The organism is Pseudomonas moraviensis subsp. stanleyae (assembly GCF_036283065.1).
Lineage (GTDB): Bacteria > Pseudomonadota > Gammaproteobacteria > Pseudomonadales > Pseudomonadaceae > Aquipseudomonas > Aquipseudomonas stanleyae.
Map to the genome: position 1 here is coordinate 184,080 of NZ_JAADJI010000014.1, position 21,482 is coordinate 205,561.

At 59.6% G+C, this 21,482-nt stretch carries 18 protein-coding genes; 6 read left to right on the forward strand and 12 right to left on the reverse strand.

Annotation, left to right across the window (positions count from 1 at the left end):
- Positions 1 to 184: 184 nt before the first annotated feature.
- Both lexA and sulA read left to right on the forward strand, forming a co-directional pair.
- Entirely contained in the window at positions 185 to 793 is a 609-nt protein-coding gene (gene lexA, locus GXB78_RS24695) for a transcriptional repressor LexA (RefSeq protein ID WP_016775490.1), read from the forward strand.
- A 10-nt stretch (positions 794 to 803) separates the two neighbouring features.
- On the forward strand, positions 804 to 1,277 hold the full coding sequence (gene sulA, locus GXB78_RS24700) for an SOS-induced cell division inhibitor SulA (RefSeq protein WP_329517386.1): 474 nt from the start codon (positions 804 to 806) through the stop codon (positions 1,275 to 1,277).
- A 93-nt stretch (positions 1,278 to 1,370) separates the two neighbouring features.
- Here sulA and GXB78_RS24705 read toward each other — a convergent pair whose 3' ends face one another.
- From GXB78_RS24705 to GXB78_RS24735, 7 genes are all read right to left on the reverse strand, one after another.
- Entirely contained in the window at positions 1,371 to 1,604 is a 234-nt protein-coding gene (locus GXB78_RS24705) for a hypothetical protein (protein WP_003226592.1), read from the reverse strand.
- Positions 1,605 to 1,710: 106 nt separating this feature from the next.
- Positions 1,711 to 2,235, reverse strand: coding sequence for a DUF6586 family protein (locus GXB78_RS24710; protein WP_329517387.1), 525 nt, complete (start codon positions 2,233 to 2,235; stop codon positions 1,711 to 1,713).
- A gap of 144 nt (positions 2,236 to 2,379) precedes the next feature.
- Positions 2,380 to 5,013 carry a type I DNA topoisomerase gene (topA, locus tag GXB78_RS24715; RefSeq protein WP_129999684.1) on the reverse strand — a complete coding sequence of 878 codons (2,634 nt, stop codon included), beginning with the start codon at positions 5,011 to 5,013 and terminating at the stop codon, positions 2,380 to 2,382.
- A gap of 114 nt (positions 5,014 to 5,127) precedes the next feature.
- Complete coding sequence (locus GXB78_RS24720; protein WP_076563666.1) at positions 5,128 to 5,364, reverse strand: DUF1653 domain-containing protein; 237 nt, start codon at positions 5,362 to 5,364, stop codon at positions 5,128 to 5,130.
- A gap of 93 nt (positions 5,365 to 5,457) precedes the next feature.
- Positions 5,458 to 6,633, reverse strand: coding sequence for an acetyl-CoA C-acyltransferase FadA (gene fadA, locus GXB78_RS24725; protein ID WP_016775495.1), 1,176 nt, complete (start codon positions 6,631 to 6,633; stop codon positions 5,458 to 5,460).
- 29 nt (positions 6,634 to 6,662) lie between these two features.
- Positions 6,663 to 8,810 carry a fatty acid oxidation complex subunit alpha FadB gene (gene fadB / locus GXB78_RS24730; RefSeq protein WP_039760793.1) on the reverse strand — a complete coding sequence of 716 codons (2,148 nt, stop codon included), beginning with the start codon at positions 8,808 to 8,810 and terminating at the stop codon, positions 6,663 to 6,665.
- A 525-nt stretch (positions 8,811 to 9,335) separates the two neighbouring features.
- Positions 9,336 to 9,773 carry a hypothetical protein gene (locus tag GXB78_RS24735; protein ID WP_329517388.1) on the reverse strand — a complete coding sequence of 146 codons (438 nt, stop codon included), beginning with the start codon at positions 9,771 to 9,773 and terminating at the stop codon, positions 9,336 to 9,338.
- Positions 9,774 to 9,876: 103 nt separating this feature from the next.
- On the opposite strand from GXB78_RS24735, the gene GXB78_RS24740 reads away from it, so the two are divergent.
- Positions 9,877 to 10,314, forward strand: a complete 438-nt coding sequence (locus tag GXB78_RS24740; protein WP_329517389.1) for a universal stress protein — start codon at positions 9,877 to 9,879, stop codon at positions 10,312 to 10,314.
- Between the two features lie 173 nt (positions 10,315 to 10,487).
- Here the strand turns inward: GXB78_RS24740 and GXB78_RS24745 are convergent, their stop codons facing one another.
- Positions 10,488 to 12,410 carry an ATP-binding cassette domain-containing protein gene (locus tag GXB78_RS24745; protein ID WP_329517390.1) on the reverse strand — a complete coding sequence of 641 codons (1,923 nt, stop codon included), beginning with the start codon at positions 12,408 to 12,410 and terminating at the stop codon, positions 10,488 to 10,490.
- Between the two features lie 214 nt (positions 12,411 to 12,624).
- Between GXB78_RS24745 and GXB78_RS24750 the strand changes: the two genes are divergently transcribed.
- On the forward strand, positions 12,625 to 14,553 hold the full coding sequence (locus GXB78_RS24750) for a transglycosylase SLT domain-containing protein (protein WP_329517391.1): 1,929 nt from the start codon (positions 12,625 to 12,627) through the stop codon (positions 14,551 to 14,553).
- A 103-nt stretch (positions 14,554 to 14,656) separates the two neighbouring features.
- On the opposite strand, the gene GXB78_RS24755 is transcribed toward GXB78_RS24750, so the two are convergent.
- Entirely contained in the window at positions 14,657 to 16,429 is a 1,773-nt protein-coding gene (locus GXB78_RS24755) for an ABC transporter transmembrane domain-containing protein (RefSeq protein WP_329517392.1), read from the reverse strand.
- A 258-nt stretch (positions 16,430 to 16,687) separates the two neighbouring features.
- On the opposite strand from GXB78_RS24755, the gene GXB78_RS24760 reads away from it, so the two are divergent.
- A complete protein-coding gene (locus tag GXB78_RS24760; RefSeq protein WP_042609025.1) occupies positions 16,688 to 16,867 on the forward strand; it encodes a PA1571 family protein in 180 nt (59 codons plus the stop codon).
- Between the two features lie 184 nt (positions 16,868 to 17,051).
- Here the strand turns inward: GXB78_RS24760 and pdxB are convergent, their stop codons facing one another.
- Positions 17,052 to 18,197, reverse strand: coding sequence for a 4-phosphoerythronate dehydrogenase PdxB (gene pdxB / locus GXB78_RS24765; protein WP_329517393.1), 1,146 nt, complete (start codon positions 18,195 to 18,197; stop codon positions 17,052 to 17,054).
- Positions 18,198 to 18,355: 158 nt separating this feature from the next.
- On the opposite strand from pdxB, the gene GXB78_RS24770 reads away from it, so the two are divergent.
- Positions 18,356 to 19,765, forward strand: a complete 1,410-nt coding sequence (locus GXB78_RS24770) for an MATE family efflux transporter (RefSeq protein ID WP_329517394.1) — start codon at positions 18,356 to 18,358, stop codon at positions 19,763 to 19,765.
- A 134-nt stretch (positions 19,766 to 19,899) separates the two neighbouring features.
- Here the strand turns inward: GXB78_RS24770 and tusA are convergent, their stop codons facing one another.
- Both tusA and rlmM read right to left on the reverse strand, forming a co-directional pair.
- Positions 19,900 to 20,151 carry a sulfurtransferase TusA gene (tusA, locus tag GXB78_RS24775; RefSeq protein ID WP_039760810.1) on the reverse strand — a complete coding sequence of 84 codons (252 nt, stop codon included), beginning with the start codon at positions 20,149 to 20,151 and terminating at the stop codon, positions 19,900 to 19,902.
- Between the two features lie 162 nt (positions 20,152 to 20,313).
- The gene (gene rlmM, locus GXB78_RS24780) at positions 20,314 to 21,387 is read right to left on the reverse strand and encodes a 23S rRNA (cytidine(2498)-2'-O)-methyltransferase RlmM (protein ID WP_329517395.1); all 1,074 of its coding nucleotides are present in this window, start codon (positions 21,385 to 21,387) and stop codon (positions 20,314 to 20,316) included.
- Positions 21,388 to 21,482 lie beyond the last annotated feature (95 nt).

The following is a 21,482-nucleotide window of genomic DNA, read 5'->3' on the forward strand; positions in this document are numbered from 1 at the left end:
CTGTGCCTTGTCAAGCCTGCCGGTTCGTTTCGGGAATGGTCGGTCAGCTATTTAACCATACAACGCGCCAGCATTAATAAACGCTCATCGTGACCGCTCGGCGGGCGGTAAAAAAACGCCCATTGCCAAGATTGCTTCACTGTATATAATCCCAGTCACTGTATAAAAAGACAGAGCGATCAATATGCTAAAGCTGACGCCACGCCAAGCCGAGATTCTGGCCTTCATCAAACGTTGCCTCGAAGACAACGGCTATCCGCCCACCCGTGCGGAAATCGCTCAGGAACTGGGTTTCAAATCGCCCAACGCGGCGGAAGAGCATCTCAAGGCCCTGGCCCGCAAAGGCGCGATCGAGATGACCCCGGGCGCTTCCCGCGGCATCCGTATTCCCGGCTTCGAAGCCAAGGCGGACGACTCCACCCTGCCGATCATCGGCCGAGTGGCTGCCGGCGCGCCGATCCTCGCTCAACAGCACATCGAAGAATCCTGCAACATCAACCCGACCTTCTTCCATCCTCGCGCCGACTACCTGTTGCGCGTGCACGGCATGAGCATGAAGGACATCGGCATCTTCGACGGTGACCTGCTGGCAGTGCACACCACCCGCGAAGCGCGTAACGGCCAGGTTGTGGTTGCCCGTATCGGCGACGAAGTGACGGTCAAACGCTTCAAGCGCGAAGGCAGCAAAGTCTGGCTGATCGCCGAAAACCCCGAGTTTGCCCCTATCGAAGTCGACCTGAAAGACCAGGAACTGGTGATCGAAGGCTTGAGTGTCGGCGTCATTCGCCGCTAAAGGAGGCTCCATGCAGTTCCCACACACAACTCAGCAAACACAACTGCCTTTATTCGAAGCGTTTCTGGCGCAGCCTATGGCGCCGATCCTTAAAGACGTGATCGAGAGTGACTGGAATGCCAAACCTGACGCTTTCAGTGAGCTGTCACTGCGCGGTGCGGCCGGGAACTGCCTGAACCTGCTCGCGCCGATCCTGCGTGAACTCAGCGAGGACCAGGATGCTCGCTGGCTGACGCTGATCGCACCGCCCGCCAGTCTGACGCAAACCTGGCTACGCGATGCCGGCCTGAACCGCGAACGCATTCTGCTGCTGCAACCGCGCGGCACTCAAAGTGCTCAGCAACTGGCGTGCGAAGCGCTGCGCCTGGGTCGCAGTCACACGGTGGTGACCTGGCTCAACCCGCTGAATGCCAATTCACGGCAACAACTGATCAGCGCCGCGCGTACGGGCGAAGCGCAGAGTCTTAATATTCGTTTGGGTTGATTGCCTGATGATGCGCGCTGTGTGAAGCGCAGGGCTTCTCCAGGACAGAGAAGCCGATCTGTAACAAGCGACCGGGAAAGGCCAAAGCGCGGATCAATGAAGAACCCGCGGCCCCTCTTCCTTATCAAACTCGCCTTCAACCATGCGACCGGCCATCTGCACGCCAACGCTCAACATCGCTTTGGCGATTTCAACGTGCTGGCCTTGCAGGAACGCCTTGGCATCCTCGGAGAAATCCAGCGTCACCAGAGAACCTTCGTCCTCAGCCCTGCGCAGTTCGATTCGGCCGTCTGGTAACTCGACAATTTCTAGAAAGGACGTTGGCATATAAGTCTGTTCTCCACGAAAGGCAGCGATTATATAGACATCATTCGAGCTTCGCTCGGGATCTTGACCAGCAGCATGTTTCAGATTGCCACTGCATCAAACCCCGTTAGCACTCGTTCAAGCCTTCGCGGAAACGGAGGGCCAGACCTTTCAGGTTCTGCCGCCAGCTCTCCAGCTCATCTCGACTCAACTCTTCTGGCGCCTCTTCTTCATCCAGGTTGACGGCCTGAATCAGCGGCTGTGTCACGTCGCCTTTCGGCTTGCGTGGCCCCCTGGGAGGTTGAAACAGTGCCGCGTGCGCCGCCAGCAGTTTGGCCAGCCAGGTTTCCGAGTTCCCGGCCAGCTCGACCATTTCTGCGAGCTCCGGGATAGCGATCGATTCCAGGACTTCCTGCTTCAGCAACTCCTCCGCCCTCGGCGAATTGGCCTGCGGTAGCCGGTAAAAGCCGGCAATCTCATGACACAGACCCAGCAGTGCGCCGTAGAGGTGGAACAACGCCGACTCACGCCCGGCCTGAATCAGCGCCAGAGAATTCATCGCCCGCCCTTCTTCAGCACGAGCCAGAGCTTCGAGTGACAGCCCGGCGAAATAGATTTTCTGGTTGGTGCGGGTATAGAGTTCGTGGGCCATGACGGCAGCCTCCACAACGAAATAATTGCTTCACACAGGCCGGACAGTGTCGTGGATCAGCCAACGCCACCGCAAGCACAAAACAAAAAGGCCGCATGAAATCCGTAAGGTTTCATGCGGCCTTTTTGCTGTTCAGACTAACGCTTACTCAGCCTTGGCCTTCGCGCTGCGCTTGTCTTCAACAGTCCACTTGCCACCATCGTAGTAAGCCTTCCAGCCCGTAGGCTTGCCGTCGACTTCGGTCTGCACGTATTGCTCCTTGGTCTTGCGGCTGTAGCGGATGACCGCCGGCAGACCATCAGGATCCTTCTGCGGAGCTTCGCACAGGAAGTGGTACTTCGGATCGATCTCGTCCTTGTGCGGCAGAATCTCGATCACCAGCGGAGCACGGGTCTCGCGGTTTTTCGGGAACTGACTGGCGGCCAGGAACAGACCGGAGGCGCCGTCGCGCAGGATGTAGGTGTCGTTGACCTTTTCGCATTTCAGCTCAGGCATCTTCACCGGATCCATCTTCGGCGGCGCCGCGTCACCGCTCTTCAGCAGCTTGCGGGTGTTTTTGCACTCGGGGTTGGTGCAGCCGAAGAACTTGCCGAAACGGCCGGTCTTGAGCTGCATCTCGCTGCCGCACTTGTCGCATTCCAGACTCGGACCTTCGTAGCCTTTGATGCGATAGCTGCCTTCTTCGATTTCGTAACCGGCGCAATCCGGGTTGTTGCCGCAGATGTGCAACTTTCGCTTTTCGTCCAGCAGGTAGGCATCCATCGCCGTGCTGCAGATCGGGCAGCGATGCTTGCCGCGCAGTACCAGCGATTCCGATTCGCCTTCGTCGTCTGCGGCGATTTCATCGCCCGGCACCAGGTTGACCGTGGCCTTGCAGCGCTCTTTCGGCGGCAGGCTATAGCCCGAGCAACCGAGGAACACGCCAGTCGAGGCAGTACGAATCTGCATCGGACGGCCGCAGGTGGTGCAAGGAATATCGGTCATCACTGGCTGGTTGGCACGCATGCCGCTGTCCGGGTTTTCCGCTACTTCGAGTTTCTTCTTGAAGTCGCCGTAGAACTCGTCCAGCACGTTTTTCCAGTCGCGCTCACCCTGCGCCACGTCATCGAGGTTCTCTTCCATGCCGGCGGTGAAGCCGTAGTCCATGAGATTGGAGAAACTCTCGGACAGACGCTCAGTGACGATGTCGCCCATCTTTTCCGAATAGAAACGACGGTTGTGCAGCGTGACGTAACCGCGATCCTGAATGGTCGAAATGATCGCAGCGTAAGTCGAAGGACGACCGATGCCGCGCTTTTCCATTTCCTTGACCAGACTGGCTTCGGAATAACGCGCCGGTGGCTTGGTGAAATGCTGCGATGGATCGAGCTTGATCAGCTTCATCACATCGCCTTGCGCCATATCCGGCAGTACATCGTCATCGCCAGGCTTGGCGATCTGCGGCATTACGCGGGTGTAACCGTCGAACTTGAGGATACGGCCCTTGGCGCGCAACTCGAAGTCGCCAGCGCCGACGCTGACGGTGGTCGACAGGTATTGTGCCGGCAGCATCTGGCAGGCGAGGAACTGACGCCAGATCAGCTCATACAGACGCTCGGCATCACGTTCCATGCCCGCAAGCTTGCTCGGCGTGGTGTTGGCGTCGGACGGACGAATCGCTTCGTGAGCCTCTTGCGCGCCTTCCTTGCTGCTGTAGACGTTCGGCGTTTCCGGCAGGTACTTCTTGCCGAATTCGTCTTCGATGTAAGTGCGCGCCATCGCCACGGCGTCGGCCGAGAGATTGGTCGAGTCGGTACGCATGTAAGTGATGTAGCCGGCTTCGTAAAGACGCTGGGCCATCATCATGGTTTTCTTCACGCCGAAACCAAGGCGGTTGCTCGCAGCCTGCTGCAAGGTCGACGTGATGAAAGGCGCCGATGGTTTGCTACTGGTCGGTTTGTCTTCGCGCTTGACGATGCTGTAGCTGGAAGACTTCAGTTTCTCCAGCGCGGCCATGGCCTGGGCTTCGTTCAGCGGCTTGAAGGCTTCGCCTTTTTCGCGAGCCACTTCGAAACGCACGGTCGAGCCTTTGGCAGTGCCGAGATCAGCGTGCACTTCCCAGTATTCTTCCGGAATGAACGCGCGGATTTCTCGCTCACGCTCGACCACCAGCTTCACGGCAACCGATTGCACACGGCCGGCGGACAGACCACGGGCGATCTTGGCCCACAGCAGCGGCGACACCATGTAGCCGACGACGCGGTCGAGGAAGCGACGCGCCTGCTGGGCGTTGACACGATCGATGTCCAGCTCGCCCGGCTCGGAGAAGGCTTCCTGGATCGCCTTCTTGGTGATCTCGTTGAACACTACGCGCTTGTAACGGCTGTCGTCACCACCGATGGCTTCGCGCAGGTGCCAGGCAATGGCTTCCCCCTCGCGATCCAAGTCGGTTGCGAGATAGATGGTGTCAGCATCCTTGGCGAGCCGGCGCAGCTCTTCGATGACCTTCTCTTTGCCTGGAAGGATCTCGTACTTGGCCTTCCAGCCGTGTTCGGGATCGACGCCCATACGCGAGACCAGCTGCTTGCGCGCTTTGTCTTTCGGCGAGAGCACCGGACCTTCGCCCGCAGCAGCCTTGCCGCGCTTGGCGGCTGGCTCTTTGCTGGCGCTAGCCGAACCGCTGGTGGGCAGGTCTCGGATATGGCCGATACTCGACTTCACCACGTATTGGTTACCCAGATACTTGTTGATGGTCTTGGCCTTAGCCGGGGATTCCACAATGACCAGCGATTTGCCCATGGATCAGAAAATTCCTGAATTCTAGAAGTGAAAGGCGGTTGGCGCCTGACGCGGCACCGCTATATATAGTTGATACAAGGTGAGGTCAAGCGCAGGGTTCTTTGCGCAGTTGCCTCAAACCTTGTCAAAAAGGCTCGGTTCGGCCTGCACCAAAGCAAAGCGCGGCACCTGCTCGCCGTCAACCTCAACCGACTCGACGAACATGCTCAGCGGGCGCACCCAATAGCCGTAATCGCCATACAGGGCTTGGTAAAAGACCACTTCTTCTTCGGTTTCGGAATGCCGCGCAACACTGAATACACGGTATTGCGGACCTTTGTAATGTTGGTAGAGCCCAGGTTGTATCGGCATGCTTCGGCCCTCACTGAATCTTTTCAAAAATAAATAAAAAACCCAAAAAACAAAAACCGGGGCACTGGGCCCCGGCTTCCATCGACGAGACGCTTAAACGCGTTCGAAGACGGTGGAGATGCCTTGGCCGAGACCAATGCACATAGTGGCCACCCCGAAGGTGCCGCTATTCTGCTTCATCACGTTCAGCAGGGTGCCGGAAATACGCGCACCGGAGCAACCGAACGGGTGACCCAGGGCGATAGCGCCGCCGTGCAGGTTAACCTTCTCGTTCATCTTGTCGAGCACTTTCAGATCTTTCAGCACTGGCAGGGCCTGTGCGGCGAAAGCTTCGTTGAGCTCGAAGAAGTCGATATCGTTGATGCCAAGGCCCGCACGCTTCAGAGCTTTTTGGGTTGCCGGCACTGGACCATAGCCCATGATTGCCGGATCCACACCCGCCACTGCCATCGAACGGATGACCGCCATAGGCTGGATACCGAGATCCTGTGCACGCTGCGCCGACATCACGATCATGCACGAAGCACCGTCGGTGATCTGCGACGAAGTACCGGCAGTCACGGTGCCGCCCTTTGGATTGAATGCCGGCTTCAGTGCCGCCAGACTTTCCAGGGTAGTTTCCGGACGAATGGTTTCGTCGTAGTCGTACAGTTTAAGGAAACCGTTCTCGTCGTAACCCTGCATCGGGATGATTTCGTCTTTGAACTTGCCTTCCACGGTTGCCTTGTGGGCCAACTGGTGGGAACGCACGCCAAAGGCATCCTGCTGCTCACGGGTGATGCCGTGCATCTTGCCGAGCATTTCAGCGGTCAGGCCCATCATGCCCGAGGCTTTCGCCGCGTACAGCGACATGTGCGGGTTCGGATCGACACCGTGCATCATGCTCACGTGGCCCATGTGCTCGACGCCGCCGACCACGAACACGTCACCGTTGCCGGTCATGATCGCTTGCGCTGCGGTGTGCAGTGCGCTCATCGACGAGCCACACAGGCGGCTGACGGTCTGGCCGGCCGAAGTGTGCGGAATCTGGGTCATCAGCGACGCCATGCGCGCGATGTTCCAGCCTTGCTCCAGGGTCTGGTTGACACAGCCCCAGATCACGTCCTCGACTTCCGCCGGGTCGACCTTGCTGTTGCGTTCCAGCAGTTTGCTGATCAAGTGCGCCGACATGTCTTCAGCGCGGGTGTTGCGGTGCATGCCGCCCTTGGAGCGGCCCATCGGAGTACGACCGAAGTCGACGATCACGACGTCTCTAGGATTCAAGCTCATAAGTTCACTCTCACTCTAGTTGGGGGCGCTTAACCGAAGAAGCTCTGGCCGTTCTTGGCCATTTCGCGCAGCTTCGCGGTCGGGTGGTACAGCGCGCCCAAATCAGCGTACTGGTCAGCCAGGGCAACGAACTCGGCGACACCGATCGAATCGATGTAGCGCAGCGCACCGCCACGGAATGGAGGGAAACCGATACCGTAAACCAGACCCATGTCGGCTTCGGCGGCGGTTTCAACGATGCCGTCTTCCAGGCAGCGCACGGTTTCCAGGCACAGCGGGATCATCATCCAGTTGATGATGTCTTCGTCAGTGACTTCGCGCTGCTCGTAAACGATCGGCTTGAGCACTTCCAGCACCGACGGATCGGCGACCTTCTTCTGCTTGCCTTTCTTGTCGGCCTCGTAGGCGTAGAAGCCCTTGCCGTTCTTCTGGCCCAGGCGCTTGGCTTCGTACAGCACGTCGATGGCCGAACGGCGGTCATCCTTCATGCGGTCCGGGAAACCTTCAGCCATGACGTCACGACCGTGGTGACCAGTGTCGATGCCGACCACGTCCATCAGGTATGCCGGGCCCATCGGCCAGCCGAATTTCTCCATGACCTTGTCGATACGCACGAAATCGACACCGGCGCTGACCAGCTTGGCGAAACCGCCGAAGTACGGGAACAGAACGCGGTTGACCAGAAAGCCCGGGCAGTCATTGACGACGATCGGGTTCTTGCCCATTTTCTTCGCGTAGGCAACGGTGGTGGCGATGGCCAGTTCGCTGGACTTCTCGCCACGGATCACTTCCACCAGCGGCATCATGTGCACCGGGTTGAAGAAGTGCATGCCGACGAAGTTTTCCGGACGCTTGAGGGCCTTGGCCAGCAGGCTGATGGAAATGGTCGAAGTGTTGGAGGCGAGGATGGTGTCCTCTTTGACCTGACCTTCGACTTCAGCCAGTACCGCTTGCTTGACCTTCGGGTTCTCGACCACAGCTTCGACGACCAGATCGACGTGACCGAAGTCGCCGTAGGACAGGGTCGGACGAATGCCGTTGAGCACTTCAGCCATCTTCGCGGCGGTCATGCGACCTTTGTCAACGCGGCCGACCAGCAGTTTGGCGGCTTCGGCCAGACCCTGTTCGATACCGTGCTCGTTGATGTCCTTCATCAGGATCGGCGTACCTTTGGAGGCCGACTGATAGGCGATACCGCCGCCCATGATGCCGGCGCCGAGTACGGCGGCCTGCTTCACGTCTTTGGCGATTTCGTCGTAGGCCTTGGCCTTTTTCTTCAATTCCTGATCGTTCAGGAACAGGCCAATCAGGCTCTGCGCCGCAGAGGTCTTGGCCAGCTTGACGAAGCCTGCAGCTTCCACTTCCAGCGCTTTGTCGCGACCGAAGTTGGCGGCTTTCTGGATGGTCTTGATCGCTTCAACCGGCGCCGGATAGTTCGGGCCGGCCTGGCCAGCCACGAAACCTTTGGCGGTTTCGAAAGCCATCATTTGCTCAATGGCGTTCAACTTGAGTTTTTCAAGCTTTGGCTGACGCTTGGCCTTGTAATCGAACTCGCCGGAGATGGCGCGCTTGATCAGCTCGAGGGCAGCTTCCTGCAGTTTCTCAGGTGCAACCACGGCGTCGACGGCGCTGACTTTCAGCGCGTCTTCAGGACGGTTTTCCTTGCCGGCGGCAATCCACTCGATGGCGTTGTCGACACCGATCAGGCGCGGCAGACGTACGGTACCGCCGAAACCTGGGTAGATGCCCAGCTTGACTTCCGGCAGACCGATCTTGGCCTTGGTGGACATGACGCGATAATCGGCCGCCAGGCACATTTCCAGACCGCCACCGAGGGCGATGCCGTTGATGGCCGCGACGGTTGGCACGTTGAGGTCTTCGAAATCGCTGAAGATCTTGTTGGCTTCGAGATTGCCAGCAACCAGCTCGGCATCCGGCAGCTTGAAGTTGTCGACAAATTCGGTGATGTCGGCGCCGACGATGAATACGTCCTTGCCGCTGCTGACGATCACGCCCTTGATCGAAGCATCTGCCTTGATGGTGTCTACGGCCTGACGCAGTTCGTTCAGGGTTAGACGGTTGAACTTGTTGACGGACTCACCCTTGAGGTCGAATTTCAATTCGACGATGCCACTTTCAAGAGCTTTAACCGTGATGGCTTTACCTTCGTAAATCATCAACTGATCTCCACGATATGGAAGCTGAACAGTACACGTCGGACGCAGGCATATGGCACAGAAGGACGCTTTGTTCGTCGATACTGACACCGTCCGCCTGGCACACCCGCCAACGCGATAGTCGGGATTCTGTAGGAGCAGTCTGTAAGACAAACGCTCAATTCATACGCCCGTTTGATTCGGGTACGTCACCTTCACGGAATTTCTGACAATTGTCAATCGCCCTAAATTCGGGCTGAAATGCGACTTTGCAGTCATTTCTGCACCATGATGAGCAGCAACACCCGCTTGCATGGTCAGCCATTCATAGAATCAATAGTTAGAAAAGTCGCCCTAATTTTAGGCGAGCGCTGTTTACAAGGCTAAGCTAGCTGCACTGCTGGGAAAGTTGCCGGGGCGAGCGCATGCCGCCTCCACAGAGAGATTACCGGCCTGCCTGGCCAACCCGCCCGACGCATCATGTCGGGCTTTTTATTGCGCGTCTGCCGGGCACTTCTCACCGTTGCAGGAAGAAAAATCGCCGCTTCACGCCAGCGCTTTCAGCGTGGCGTCGATATCCTGCAAAACCGTCGCCTCGCCCTTCTCGCCCCAGTACAACGCGATCATCTGCTTGTCCGCTTCGATCTTGAAAACATTGCCCGGCAATTTTTCGAAATAATCCAGCAGCGTCCGGTCATCGCAGGCTTCCTGCCATTGATTGACCCAGACACCCGGAGTTTTCTGCCAGTAGGTCCAGCACGCCGGTTGACTGCCACGCCGGGGCCGGTGGTACTGGGCGCAGGGATTCGGCGGCTCGGGCAACAGCCAGTGCGGCCATTCCTGCGGCGCCAGTTGCATGGCCAGGCCGATGCGTCGCGCTTCCATGCGCAAGGCCATGCGCCCGCTCTGCGCGCGCGATGGGCGCAACCATGCCAGCGGACTTAAAACTACCAGCAGGATTGACACCACCAGCCAGACCGTCATATCTGTACTCCCGATTTTTGATGAGCCCATTGTGTCACTTGCGAGCCAATGCGCTTGAAACCAGCCATACTTACCAATATTGAACCGTCACGAGGAGCACCTCATGCCCTACACCCATATTCTGGTCGCCGTAGACCTGACCGAAGAGTGCGACCCTGTGATTCACCGCGCCCGAGAGCTGTCGGCGAGCAATGGCGCCAAACTGTCGCTGGTGCATATCGTCGAGCCGATGGCCATGGCGTTCGGTGGCGACGTGCCGATGGACCTGTCACAACTGCAACAGCAGCAGTTCGATCAGGCCAAGGAGCGTCTTGAGCGCCTGAAGCTCAAGTACTCCGAACTCGAAGGCCCCAACTGCCATCTGACTTATGGTCAGCCACGCCAGGAAATCCATCACGTCGCCAAGGAACAGCAATGTGATCTGATCGTGGTCGGCAGCCATGGGCGTCATGGGCTGGCACTGTTGCTCGGCTCTACCGCCAACGACGTACTCCACGGTGCACCATGCGATGTATTGGCGGTACACCTGGTCAAACGCTGAAATGCCCCTCCATGTAGGAGTGAGCCTGCTCGCGATAGCGTTCTGATAGTCGATGAATTCGTTGAATGCGAAACCGCTATCGCGAGCAGGCTCACTCCTGCAAGGGAACTGCGTTGACATATGAAAAGCCCGGCGCTCATCACTGAGCGCCGGGCTTTTCACATCCGGTTCAATCAGGCATCCAGCTCAGCCCAACGCTCCACCAATGCATCCAGCTCAGCCTGCAACTGCTCCAGAGAAGCAATCACCTTGGCCGTTTCTGCTGGCGGGCGCTGATAGAAACCGGCCTCAGCCATCTCAGCCTCGACGGCGGCAATCTGCTGTTCCTTCGCATCGATGTCACCCGGCAGCGCTTCCAGCTCGCGTTGCAGTTTGTAACTAAGCTTCTTCTTGGCCGCCGGAGCAGCCGCGACAGGCGCAGCAACCACAGCCGGCTCAGCGGTAACCACCGCTGAATTCAGGTCCGCCTTGCCCGACTTGCTTTCAGTCACGCCCAGCAGGCGCGGCGAGCCGCCCTGACGGATCCAGTCCTGATAGCCGCCGACGTATTCACGAACCTTGCCTTCGCCTTCGAAAACCAGCGTGCTGGTCACCACGTTGTCGAGGAATGCCCGGTCGTGGCTGACCATCAGCACGGTGCCGTTGAAGGTCAGCAGCACTTCTTCGAGCAGCTCGAGGGTTTCCACATCGAGGTCGTTGGTCGGCTCGTCGAGTACCAGCAGGTTGGCCGGCTTGCTGAACAGCTTCGCCAGCAACAGGCGTGCACGTTCACCGCCCGACAGCGCCTTGACCGGCGTGCGCGCACGCTGCGGGCTGAACAGGAAGTCGCCGAGATAGCTCAGCACGTGCCGGCTCTGCCCGTCGATGTCGATGAAATCGCGACCTTCAGCGACGTTGTCGATTACGGTTTTTTCCAGATCCAACTGATGGCGCAACTGGTCGAAGTAGGCGACGTCGATGCGCGTGCCCTCTTCCACTTTACCGCTGGTCGGTTGCAGACCGCTGAGCATCAGTTTCAGCAGTGTGGTCTTGCCGGTACCGTTGGCGCCGAGCAGACCGATACGGTCGCCACGCTGCAGGACCATGGAGAAATCCTTGATCAGGAAAGGCCCGCCCGGATGCGCGAAGCTGACGTTCTCGAGGACCATTACCTGCTTGCCGGACTTATCAGCGGTTTCCAGCTGGATGTTGGCCTTGCCGGTACGCTCGCGACGCTCACTGCGCTCGACACGCAGGGCTTTCAGCGCGCGCACGCGGCCTTCGTTACGAGTACGCCGGGCCTTGATGCCCTGACGGATCCACACTTCTTCCTGAGCCAGACGTTTGTCGAACAGCGCATTGGCGGTTTCTTCAGCGGCCAGGGCGGCCTCTTTGTGCACGAGGAAACTGGCGTAGTCGCCGTTCCAGTCGATCAGGCCGCCGCGATCCAGTTCGAGAATGCGCGTGGCAAGGTTCTGCAGGAAGGAACGGTCGTGCGTGATGAACAGCACGGCGCCCTGGAAATCTTTCAGCGCTTCTTCGAGCCAGGCAATCGCACCGATATCCAGGTGGTTGGTCGGTTCGTCGAGCAGCAGCAGATCCGGTTCGGACACCAGCGCCTGCGCCAGCAGGACGCGACGACGCCAGCCACCGGACAGCTCGGCGAGGGTCTTGTCGGCTGGCAGTTGCAGGCGGCTCAGGGTGCTGTCGACCAGCGTCTGCAAGCGCCAGCCGTCACGGGCTTCGAGGTCGTGCTGGACGTGCATCAGCTTGTCCAGATCGGCGTCGGTGACGATGTTCTGGCTCAGATGATGATATTCGGCGAGCAACGCGCCGACGCCGTCGAGGCCTTCGGCTACCACATCGAATACCGTCCGGTCGTCGGCCACCGGCAATTCCTGCGGCAATTCGCCGATTTTCAGACCGGGGGCACGCCACACCGAGCCGTCATCGGGCTTCTGGTCGCCCTTGACCAGTTTCATCATGCTGGACTTGCCAGTGCCGTTGCGGCCGATGATGCACACCCGCTCACCACGGGCGATCTGCCAGGACACCTTGTCCAACAACGGCATAGCGCCGAACGCAAGGGACACATCGCTGAATTTGAGCAGGGTCATGAGCTTCTCCAAAAACCGGGGGCGCATTCTACCTGACTTGAGGCTTCAGCAGGCCGGCAATTTGTCTGTCGAAGCACTCTGCACAACATTTGTTGCGAACTTGTGCAGCGAGGCGCGCAAAGCTTTCGCCGCTTGCTGGCAAAAGGCTAAGCTACAGGCAATTCAGTGCGGATTCCGATCGGCACTTGTCATGATTTCTCTGCCCGGATGTCTCATGCGCAGTCGCCTTTTCAGTGTTTTGTCCTGCTTGTTTCTTACCGCCGCTGCCGCTCAATCCGTCCAGGCGGTGGACCTTTCCACCCAACGCCAGTATTACGATGAAGCCAAGCGCGCGCTGGCCAAAGGCGATACCGGCCCGTATTTCCGCTACAGCCAGGCGCTGGCCGATTATCCGCTGGAGCCGTATCTGGCCTACGACGAGCTGACCGCGCGCCTGAAGACCGCGAGCAACGCGGAAATCGAGAAATTCCTCGCCGAACACGGTGACCTGCCGCAAGCCAACTGGATGAAGCTGCGCTGGTTACGCTGGCTCGCCGACCGTGGCGACTGGGCGACGTTCGTCAAGTATTACGATCCGAAACTGAATTTCACCGAGCTCGACTGCCTCAACGCGCAATACCAGATCAGCCACGACAAGAAAGCCGAAGGCTATGCCAACGCGGAAAAACTCTGGCTGACCGGCAAATCGCAACCGGCCGCCTGTGACACCCTGTTCGGTATCTGGGCCGCGGACGGCCAATTGACCGAGCAGAAACGCTGGGAGCGCACCAAGCTCGCCGCACAGGCGCGCAACTATCCGTTGGCCAACAGTCTGATCAACGGCCTGACCACCCTCGCCCCGCGCGGGCGCTTGCTGGTCGACGTGGCGCAGAAACCCGAACTGCTCAATCAGCCGTCGCGCTTCACCCCGGCCGACGAGCCGATGTCCGACGTCGTCAGCCTTGGCCTGCGCCGCCTCGCCCGGCAGGATCCGGACAAGGCCATGGCCCTGCTCGACGGGTACGCCAGCAGCATGCATTTCTCTCGCGATGAAAAAGTCGCGATCGCTCGCGAGATCGGCCTGACCCTCGCACGCCGCTTCGACAGCCGCGCACTGGATGTAATGACCAAATACGATCCGGAGCTGCGCGACAACACCGTCTCGGAATGGCGCCTGCGCCTGCTGCTGCGTCTGGCACGCTGGAATGATGCGTACGAGCTGACCAAACGTCTGCCGCAAGACCTCGCCACCACCAACCGTTGGCGCTACTGGCAGGCGCGCAGCCTGGAACTGGCCCAGCCGCAGAACCCGCAAGCGCTGAACCTGTACAAGAACCTGGCGCGGGAACGGGACTTCTACGGCTTCCTCGCCGCTGACCGTTCACAGTCGCCTTACTCGCTGAACAACAAGCCGCTGGTGCTGAGCCAGGCACTGATCAACAAGGTTCGCAACACCCCCGGCGTTCGCCGCGCGCTGGAGTTTCATGCGCGCGGGCAGATCGTCGACGGGCGTCGCGAGTGGTATCACGTCAGCCGCCATTTCAATCGCGATGAAATGGTCGCCCAGGCCAAGCTGGCCTACGACCTGAAGTGGTACTTCCCGGCGATCCGCACCATCAGTCAGGCGCAGTACTGGGACGATCTGGACATCCGCTTCCCGATGGCCCACCGCGATACCCTCGTGCGTGAAGCCAAGGTTCGCGGCCTGCATTCGAGTTGGGTCTTCGCCATCACCCGGCAGGAAAGCGCCTTCATGGACGACGCGCGCTCCGGCGTCGGCGCCAGCGGTCTGATGCAATTGATGCCCGGCACCGCCAAGGAGACCGCGCGCAAGTTCAGCATTCCGCTGGCCTCGCCCCAGCAAGTGCTCGACCCGGACAAGAACATCCAGCTCGGTGCCGCTTATCTGAGCCAGGTGCACAGCCAGTTCAACGGCAACCGCGTGCTCGCCTCCGCCGCCTACAACGCCGGCCCCGGCCGCGTGCGTCAATGGCTGCGCGGCGCCGATCACCTGAGCTTCGACGTCTGGGTGGAAAGCATCCCCTTCGACGAAACCCGCCAGTACGTGCAGAACGTGCTGTCGTACTCGGTGATTTACGGCCAGAAGCTCAACTCGCCACAACCTCTGGTGGATTGGCATGAGCGGTATTTTGATGATCAATGAGCAGGCAGTGACCGCATGAGAATGAAAAATGCCCGCATCGTGAGATACGGGCATTTTTTTATGGATCATTACCAGTCGGTTACTGGGTCGGTTACTGGGTCGGTTAATCAGGCTGACCATCATTAAACTGCAACGCCGCCAGCCGCGCGTACAGCGGATTGCTGGCGATCAATTGCTGGTGTGTCCCCACCGCTACCAGCTTGCCTTGATCCATCACAGCAATTCGATCAGCGTTCTTCACCGTGGCCAGCCGGTGGGCGATGACCAGCGTGGTGCGGTTTTTCATCAGCGTTGGCAGGGCTTCCTGAATCAGGTGTTCACTCTGCGCATCGAGGGCGCTGGTAGCTTCGTCCAGTAGCAGGATCGGCGCGTCCACCAGCAACGCGCGAGCGATGGCCAGGCGCTGGCGCTGGCCACCGGAAAGCCCGAGGCCGCCGTCGCCGAGATGAGTCTGATAGCCGTCCGGCATCTGTTCGATGAAGTCGTGGGCGTGGGCGATTCGCGCAGCTTCCTTGACCTGCTCCAGCGTGGCGGTTGGGCAGCCGTAGCGAATGTTCTCCTCCACACTGCCGAAGAACAGCGCAGGGGTTTGCGAGACCAGTGCGAAACAGCGGCGCAGATCCAGTGGGTCAAGGCTGGTCAGCGGCACACCATCAAGCAGAATCTGGCCCTCGCGCGGATCGTAGAAGCGCAGCAACAAGTCGTAGACAGTGGACTTGCCCGCGCCGGACGGCCCTACCAGTGCCAGGGTTTCACCCGCCCTAACCGTCAGATTCAAACCATCGACTGCGTAGCTATCTGGACGCGACGGGTAGGAAAAGCGCACATCGCGCAACTCCAGCTCACCTTTGACTCGCGCTGGCAAAGTGATCAGTCCGGTCAGCGGTGGCTGGATGATGTTTTCCGAACGCAGCAATTCCGCAATGCGTTCGGCGGCGCCGGCAGCGCGTTGCAGTTCGCCGATCACTTCGCTCAGCGTGCCGAACGCACTGCCGACGATCAGGCTATAGAAAACGAATGCCGCCAGCTCGCCAGCCGAGATGCGCCCGGCCATGACGTCCATGCCACCGACCCACAACATCACTGCGACCGCGCCTAGCACCAGCACGATCACCAGAGTGATCAACCATGCCCGCTGGAAGATCCGTTTGCGTGCGGTCTCGAACGCCTGCTCGACGGTCGAGGCGAAACGCTGCTCGTCCTGTACCTGATGGTTGTACGCCTGCACGGTTTTGATCTGGCCAAGGGTCTCCGACACATAACTGCCGATGTCGGCGATGCGATCCTGGCTCTGGCGCGACAGATTGCGCACGCGGCGGCCGAAAATCAGGATCGGCGCTATCACCAGCGGCAGCGCAATCACAACAATGCTGGTGAGTTTGGGATTGGTGACGAACAGCAACACCACACCGCCGATCACCATCAGCAGATTGCGCAGGAATAGCGACAGCGACGAGCCGATTACCGATTGCAGCAGCGTGGTGTCGGCGGTCAGGCGCGACTGGATTTCCGAGCTGCGGTTGTCCTCATAAAAGCCCGGATGCAGATACACCAAGTGGTTGAACACTTGACGACGAATGTCAGCGACCACGCGCTCGCCGATCCACGACACCAGATAGAAACGGGCAAAAGTGCCCAGCGCCAACCCGAGCACCAGCAGCATGAAAATGCCGATGGACTGATTGAGCAGATGCGGCGATCGGGTCATGAAGCCCTGATCGACCAACAATTTGATGCCCTGCCCCATCGACAAGGTAATACCGGCTGTGACGATCAACGCGAGCAACGCGCCAAACGCATGCAAGCGGTACGGCAGGAGAAAATGACTGGTCAGGCGCAGGGCGCGCCGGTGTCGGGAAGAAAGCATGGAGATCATGGAGTTCACGTCTGCGCAAATGGATCGGGCCAGCCTACAGACTTCAGATGGGGTGGAACTCTGTAAATCACAATGAGTCAGGTTAAATATGCCCGGGATGTCCGGATGCTAGAAACGATTGGTCTAAGGTTGCGGTTGAGACGAGCGGTCATTTCTGTTTGAGTAGAGATGCCGCCCGGCGACAGACCGCAGGGAGTTGTCACAGCCTGGTCACTGGCGGTTTTAACTTAGGCACACAACCTGATGAGGAGACAGGCCATGTCCTTGCAACACAGCAGCGAAGACAAGATTGAAGTGATCCGCACCCAACCCGACCAGTCTCTGGGTTGCTCGATTATCGATGAACAGGGCCGCGAAGTACCGATCACTGAAAACATGATCCAGGACGCTTGCCGCGAACTGGAGAAGCGATTGGTCAAGCCTGCCGAACAAGAGTGATATAGCCACCGTCTTCCTGACCCGGCCCTGATTGGCCGGGTTTTTTCTTTCCGGAATTCACTTGGGATCGTGTAGGAGCTGCCGGAGGCTGCGATCTTTTGATGTTGATTCTTAACAGCAAGATCAAAAGATCGCAGCCTCGTTTCACTCGACAGCTCCTACACAGCTCCTACGGGCAATGCGATTATGGGACCTGGTTTGCGCCCAGCGCCTCGACCAGCTGACGCAAGCCCGGCGCATCCCCTTCGATCCGCACCTTCAGCCCTTCGATCTCGCGTCGCACCGGGTACTGCTTGCGCAACACATCAAACGCCGCTCGTTGCTCAGCGACATTTCCCACCAGGCTGCGGCGGAAATCCGCGTCGTCGCGGCGCGGGTCGTACACGCCCCGGCACAACATCGCCAGTGCCCACGCCGGATCACTGTCGACGTGCAGGGAAACTTCCGACAACCAGGGTGCTGGCAACAGATCACCAAGCTGGATAGTTGCAGGCTGACCAATGAATGCGCAGTAGGCCTGATAGATCTGCGCGGTCCCGCGTTGCTTGCCGTCGAGGCTGTAACCGGCAATATGTGGCGTTGCCAATACACAAAGCTCGGCCAGCGCAACATCGACTTCAGGCTCTTTTTCCCAGACGTCGAGCACCGCTTGCAGGTCGTCGCGCTCCAGCAGTACCTCTCGCAGCGCTGCATTGTCCACCACAGGGCCGCGCGCGGCGTTGATCAGCCATGCACCCTGCCTGAGTTGCTGCAAACGCTGTTGATCGAACAGGTGCCAGGTCGCGTCGTCGCCATGACGAGTCAAAGGGGTGTGCAGACTGATCACGTCGCATTCCTCGAGGATCTGCTCAAGGCTGACATATTCGCCGCCCTCGGCAGCCTGACGCGGCGGATCGCAGACCTTTACGTTCCAGCCCAGGCCCTTGAGGACCTTGATCAAGCGACCACCGACTTCACCGGCGCCAACCACGCCGTAAGTCCGGTGAGTCAGATCAACGCCTTCGATTTCGGCCAGCGTCATCAGACTGCCCAGTACGTAGTCGACCACACCCCGGGCATTACACCCCGGCGCGCTCGACCAGCAGATTCCGGCCTCGTTGAAGTAATCAAGATCCAGATGATCGGTGCCAATGGTGCAGGTGCCGACAAAGCGCACCTTGCTGCCCTCAAGCAGCGCACGATTGACGTTGGTCACCGAGCGCACCAGCAACACATCGGCCTGCTCGACCGTCGCAGGGTCAATGGAGCGACCCGGCACCCGGCGGATCTCGCCGAAACCGGCAAAAAAAGCGTCGAGCAGGGGTATATTTTCGTCGGCAACAATCAGCATGGCGGGCTCCTTGGGCGGATCGGCAGTTTAGGTGCAGACGCGTCGATCAGCCAGCAGGGTTTGCGCTTACAAATGCGCAACAGAGGATTTTTCCTGACCGGGGTGTCAGCGGCGTAGAATGCGCCGCCTCGCGCACTAACTTTCTGGACGCTTTGCCTGTGAACCCTGTAACCGATCAACCTGTCGCCGTCTCCCTGTCCCGCCCAGCGCGGATTCGCCTGGAGTTGAAAAACCTGCTCGCCCTGGCGCTGCCAATCATCATCGCGCAACTGGCGACCACGGCCATGGGCTTCGTCGATGCGGTGATGGCCGGGCGCGTCGGGCCCAAGGATCTGGCGGCAGTGGCATTGGGCAACTCGATCTGGGTTCCGGTGTTTCTGCTGATGACTGGCACCCTGTTGGCCACCACGCCCAAAGTCGCGCAGCGTTTCGGCGCTGGCAAGCACAGCGAAATCGGCCCGATCGTGCGGCAGGCGTTGTGGCTGGCATTGGTCGTCGGCTTGATCGCTACCTCGATGCTGATCGCCGCCGAACCGGTGCTGCACCTGATGCAGGTCGATCCCGAATTGATCGGCCCGTGCATGCAATACCTGCACGGCATCGCCAGCGGCTTGCCAGCGGTGGCCTTCTATCACGTGCTGCGCTGCACCAGTGATGGAATCGGCCGTACCCGCCCGGCCATGGTGTTGGGCCTGTGCGGTCTGGCGCTGAACATTCCGCTGAACTACATCTTCATCTATGGCCACGTCGGCGTGCCGGCCATGGGCGGCGTCGGCTGCGGCTGGGCCACGGCGATCGTGATGTGGGTGATGGCGCTGGGCCTGGCCGCTTACGAACGCTGGGCGCCAGCCTATCGCTCGAGCGAACTGTTCAGCCGCTTCGACTGGCCGCAGTGGGCGGTGATCAAGCGCCTGCTGTCGATCGGTTTGCCAATCGGCATCGCGGTGTTTGCCGAGTCGAGCATCTTTGCCGTGATCGCCCTGCTGATCGGCAGCCTCGGCGCGACGGTGGTGGCCGGGCATCAGATCGCGCTGAACGTCAGCTCGCTGGTGTTCATGATTCCCTATTCGCTGGGCATGGCGGTCACCGTGCGTGTCGGCCAGGCGCTGGGCCGCGAGGAACCGCGTGAGGCGCGTTTTGCCGCTGGAGTCGGCATGGGCACAGCATTGGCCTACGCCTGCCTGTCAGCGAGCCTGATGCTGTTGCTGCGCGAGCCGATTGCGTCGATCTATACCGCCGATCCGACGGTGATTCACATCGCGGCGATGCTGATTGTCTATTCAGCACTGTTCCAGTTTTCCGATGCGATCCAGGTAACTGCGGCCGGCGCGTTGCGTGGTTATCAGGACACTCGCGTGACGATGATCCTGACTCTGTTCGCCTACTGGGGGATTGGTTTGCCGGTGGGTTACGCGCTCGGCCTGACCGACTGGCTCGGCGAACCACGTGGCCCGAGCGGCTTGTGGCAGGGTCTGATTGTCGGTTTGAGCTGCGCGGCGCTGATGCTGTCGATCCGGCTGACACGCAGTGCGCGCAAGCGGATTCGGATCAGTCGTTCGGCGGGTTGAGCCTTTACGCAAGACAAAAAAATGTGGGAGCGAGCCTGCTCGCGAATGCGGTGAATCAGTCGCCATCAATAGTGACTGAGATACCGCTTTCGCGAGCAGGCTCGCTCCCACAGTTGTTCTATGTGTAGCTGCTGTTAAGCGTCTTTCTTGCGGATCCAGTACAGATAAGTACCGGCCTCTTCGTGCTGGCTCACCAACTCATGGTCGAGAAACACACAGAATTTGGGGATATCGCGTTTGGTCGAGGGATCGGTGGCGATCACCTTGAGCAGGCCGCCGGGCACCAGATCGCGGATGTGCTGGTGCAACATCATCACCGGTTCCGGGCAATTGAGACCGGTGGCGTCGAGGGTGCCGTCGACCGGGGTATCGATCATTTCACTCATGATTCACTCCAGAAACTGGCCGGCATTGTCGCGCATTGCCGGGTATCGTCCAACCCATGTGGGAGCGAGCCTGCTCGCGAAGGCAATCCGTCAGTCAACACATCGTTGGCTGCCCCACCACTTTTCGCGAGCAGGCTCGCTCCCACAAGGGTTTGCGCTGCTTCAGCGGGACTTGGTTTTTTTGCTGTCGTGCCGACGCAAGTGGCAGGTCACTTCTTCACGGTCGTGATACAGCTGCTTGCAGCCGATATCAACCTTGATCCCGCGCGCCTTGAAACCATCGGCAATGCGCTCGAGCAGTCGCTTCACCTCGGCATAACGCTGCTTCATCGGCAGCTTCAGGTTGACCACCGCCTCGCGGCAATGTCCCTCGCCGATCCACTCTTCCAGCATCGCCGCGTTGCGCGCCGGTTTCTCGACGATATCGCAGACCATCCAGTCAACCGGCTGCTTGGGCTTGAAGGTAAAACCGTCAGCCATCAGATGCTGGACCAGCCCGGTTTCCATCAGGCTCTCTGCCATTGGGCCGTTGTCGATGGCGGTAACCAGCATGCCGCGATTGACCAGTTGCCAGGTCCAGCCGCCCGGCGCGGCGCCGAGGTCGACGCCGGTCATGTCACTGTGCAGACGATCTTCCCACTGATCGCGCGGAATGAAGTGGTGCCACGCTTCTTCCAGCTTCAAGGTCGAACGGCTTGGCGCCTCGCGGGGAAACTTCAGGCGCGGAATGCCCATCGGCCACATTGCCGAATTACCGGCGTCGGCCATGCCGAGAAACACCTCGAGGCCGCTTTTGAAGGTCAGCAACAAACGCGGCTTGCTGGCGTCTTCCAGCAGTTTGCCGGCGGCGGTCAGCGCCTTGCGCAGCGGGCCTTCGAACTTCTTGCAGAAGTTCGACAGCTCCTTGCCGTCATTGGTATCGACCACTTCCAGCCACAGACTGCCGCACACCGGGAAATCGGCCATGTGCGCGAGAATCACGCTGATCCGGTCGTTTTCCGGCAGATCGATGAAAAAGCCGCGCGCCCACTGCCGCGGGAAGATCAGCTCAGCGAAACGTTGCCCGCGCATCAGACGTTCGGCGCCGTCCGCTTCAGTGCAGACGAACTCGGCGCAGGCCGCAGCCGTTTTGGCTTTGGCGTAACCGGCGACATCGAGACGGGCGGCGAGGTCGGAAATCTCCGAACAGACTTCGCCTTCGAAGCCCGGCCGGCAATGCATGAATAGGGTGTTCATTCTTACTCCTGGGCAGCGGTCGATGATTCGGCCGCTGCGCGATGCTCAAGCCTTGCGCTGCCGCAATGCCTGTCACGAAAACCGGCGCATGATAG

Coding starts and splice junctions, on each gene's coding strand:
- GXB78_RS24755 (WP_329517392.1), bottom strand. CDS start 16,429: ATGATCTCCATGCTTTCTTCCCGACACCGGCGCGCCCTGCGCCTGACC.
- rlmM (WP_329517395.1), bottom strand. CDS start 21,387: ATGAACACCCTATTCATGCATTGCCGGCCGGGCTTCGAAGGCGAAGTC.
- GXB78_RS24750 (WP_329517391.1), top strand. CDS start 12,625: ATGCGCAGTCGCCTTTTCAGTGTTTTGTCCTGCTTGTTTCTTACCGCC.
- GXB78_RS24710 (WP_329517387.1), bottom strand. CDS start 2,235: ATGGCCCACGAACTCTATACCCGCACCAACCAGAAAATCTATTTCGCC.
- GXB78_RS24760 (WP_042609025.1), top strand. CDS start 16,688: ATGTCCTTGCAACACAGCAGCGAAGACAAGATTGAAGTGATCCGCACC.
- lexA (WP_016775490.1), top strand. CDS start 185: ATGCTAAAGCTGACGCCACGCCAAGCCGAGATTCTGGCCTTCATCAAA.
- GXB78_RS24735 (WP_329517388.1), bottom strand. CDS start 9,773: ATGACGGTCTGGCTGGTGGTGTCAATCCTGCTGGTAGTTTTAAGTCCG.
- pdxB (WP_329517393.1), bottom strand. CDS start 18,197: ATGCTGATTGTTGCCGACGAAAATATACCCCTGCTCGACGCTTTTTTT.
- fadA (WP_016775495.1), bottom strand. CDS start 6,633: ATGAGCTTGAATCCTAGAGACGTCGTGATCGTCGACTTCGGTCGTACT.
- fadB (WP_039760793.1), bottom strand. CDS start 8,810: ATGATTTACGAAGGTAAAGCCATCACGGTTAAAGCTCTTGAAAGTGGC.
- GXB78_RS24740 (WP_329517389.1), top strand. CDS start 9,877: ATGCCCTACACCCATATTCTGGTCGCCGTAGACCTGACCGAAGAGTGC.
- GXB78_RS24720 (WP_076563666.1), bottom strand. CDS start 5,364: ATGCCGATACAACCTGGGCTCTACCAACATTACAAAGGTCCGCAATAC.
- GXB78_RS24745 (WP_329517390.1), bottom strand. CDS start 12,410: ATGACCCTGCTCAAATTCAGCGATGTGTCCCTTGCGTTCGGCGCTATG.
- sulA (WP_329517386.1), top strand. CDS start 804: ATGCAGTTCCCACACACAACTCAGCAAACACAACTGCCTTTATTCGAA.
- tusA (WP_039760810.1), bottom strand. CDS start 20,151: ATGAGTGAAATGATCGATACCCCGGTCGACGGCACCCTCGACGCCACC.
- topA (WP_129999684.1), bottom strand. CDS start 5,013: ATGGGCAAATCGCTGGTCATTGTGGAATCCCCGGCTAAGGCCAAGACC.
- GXB78_RS24705 (WP_003226592.1), bottom strand. CDS start 1,604: ATGCCAACGTCCTTTCTAGAAATTGTCGAGTTACCAGACGGCCGAATC.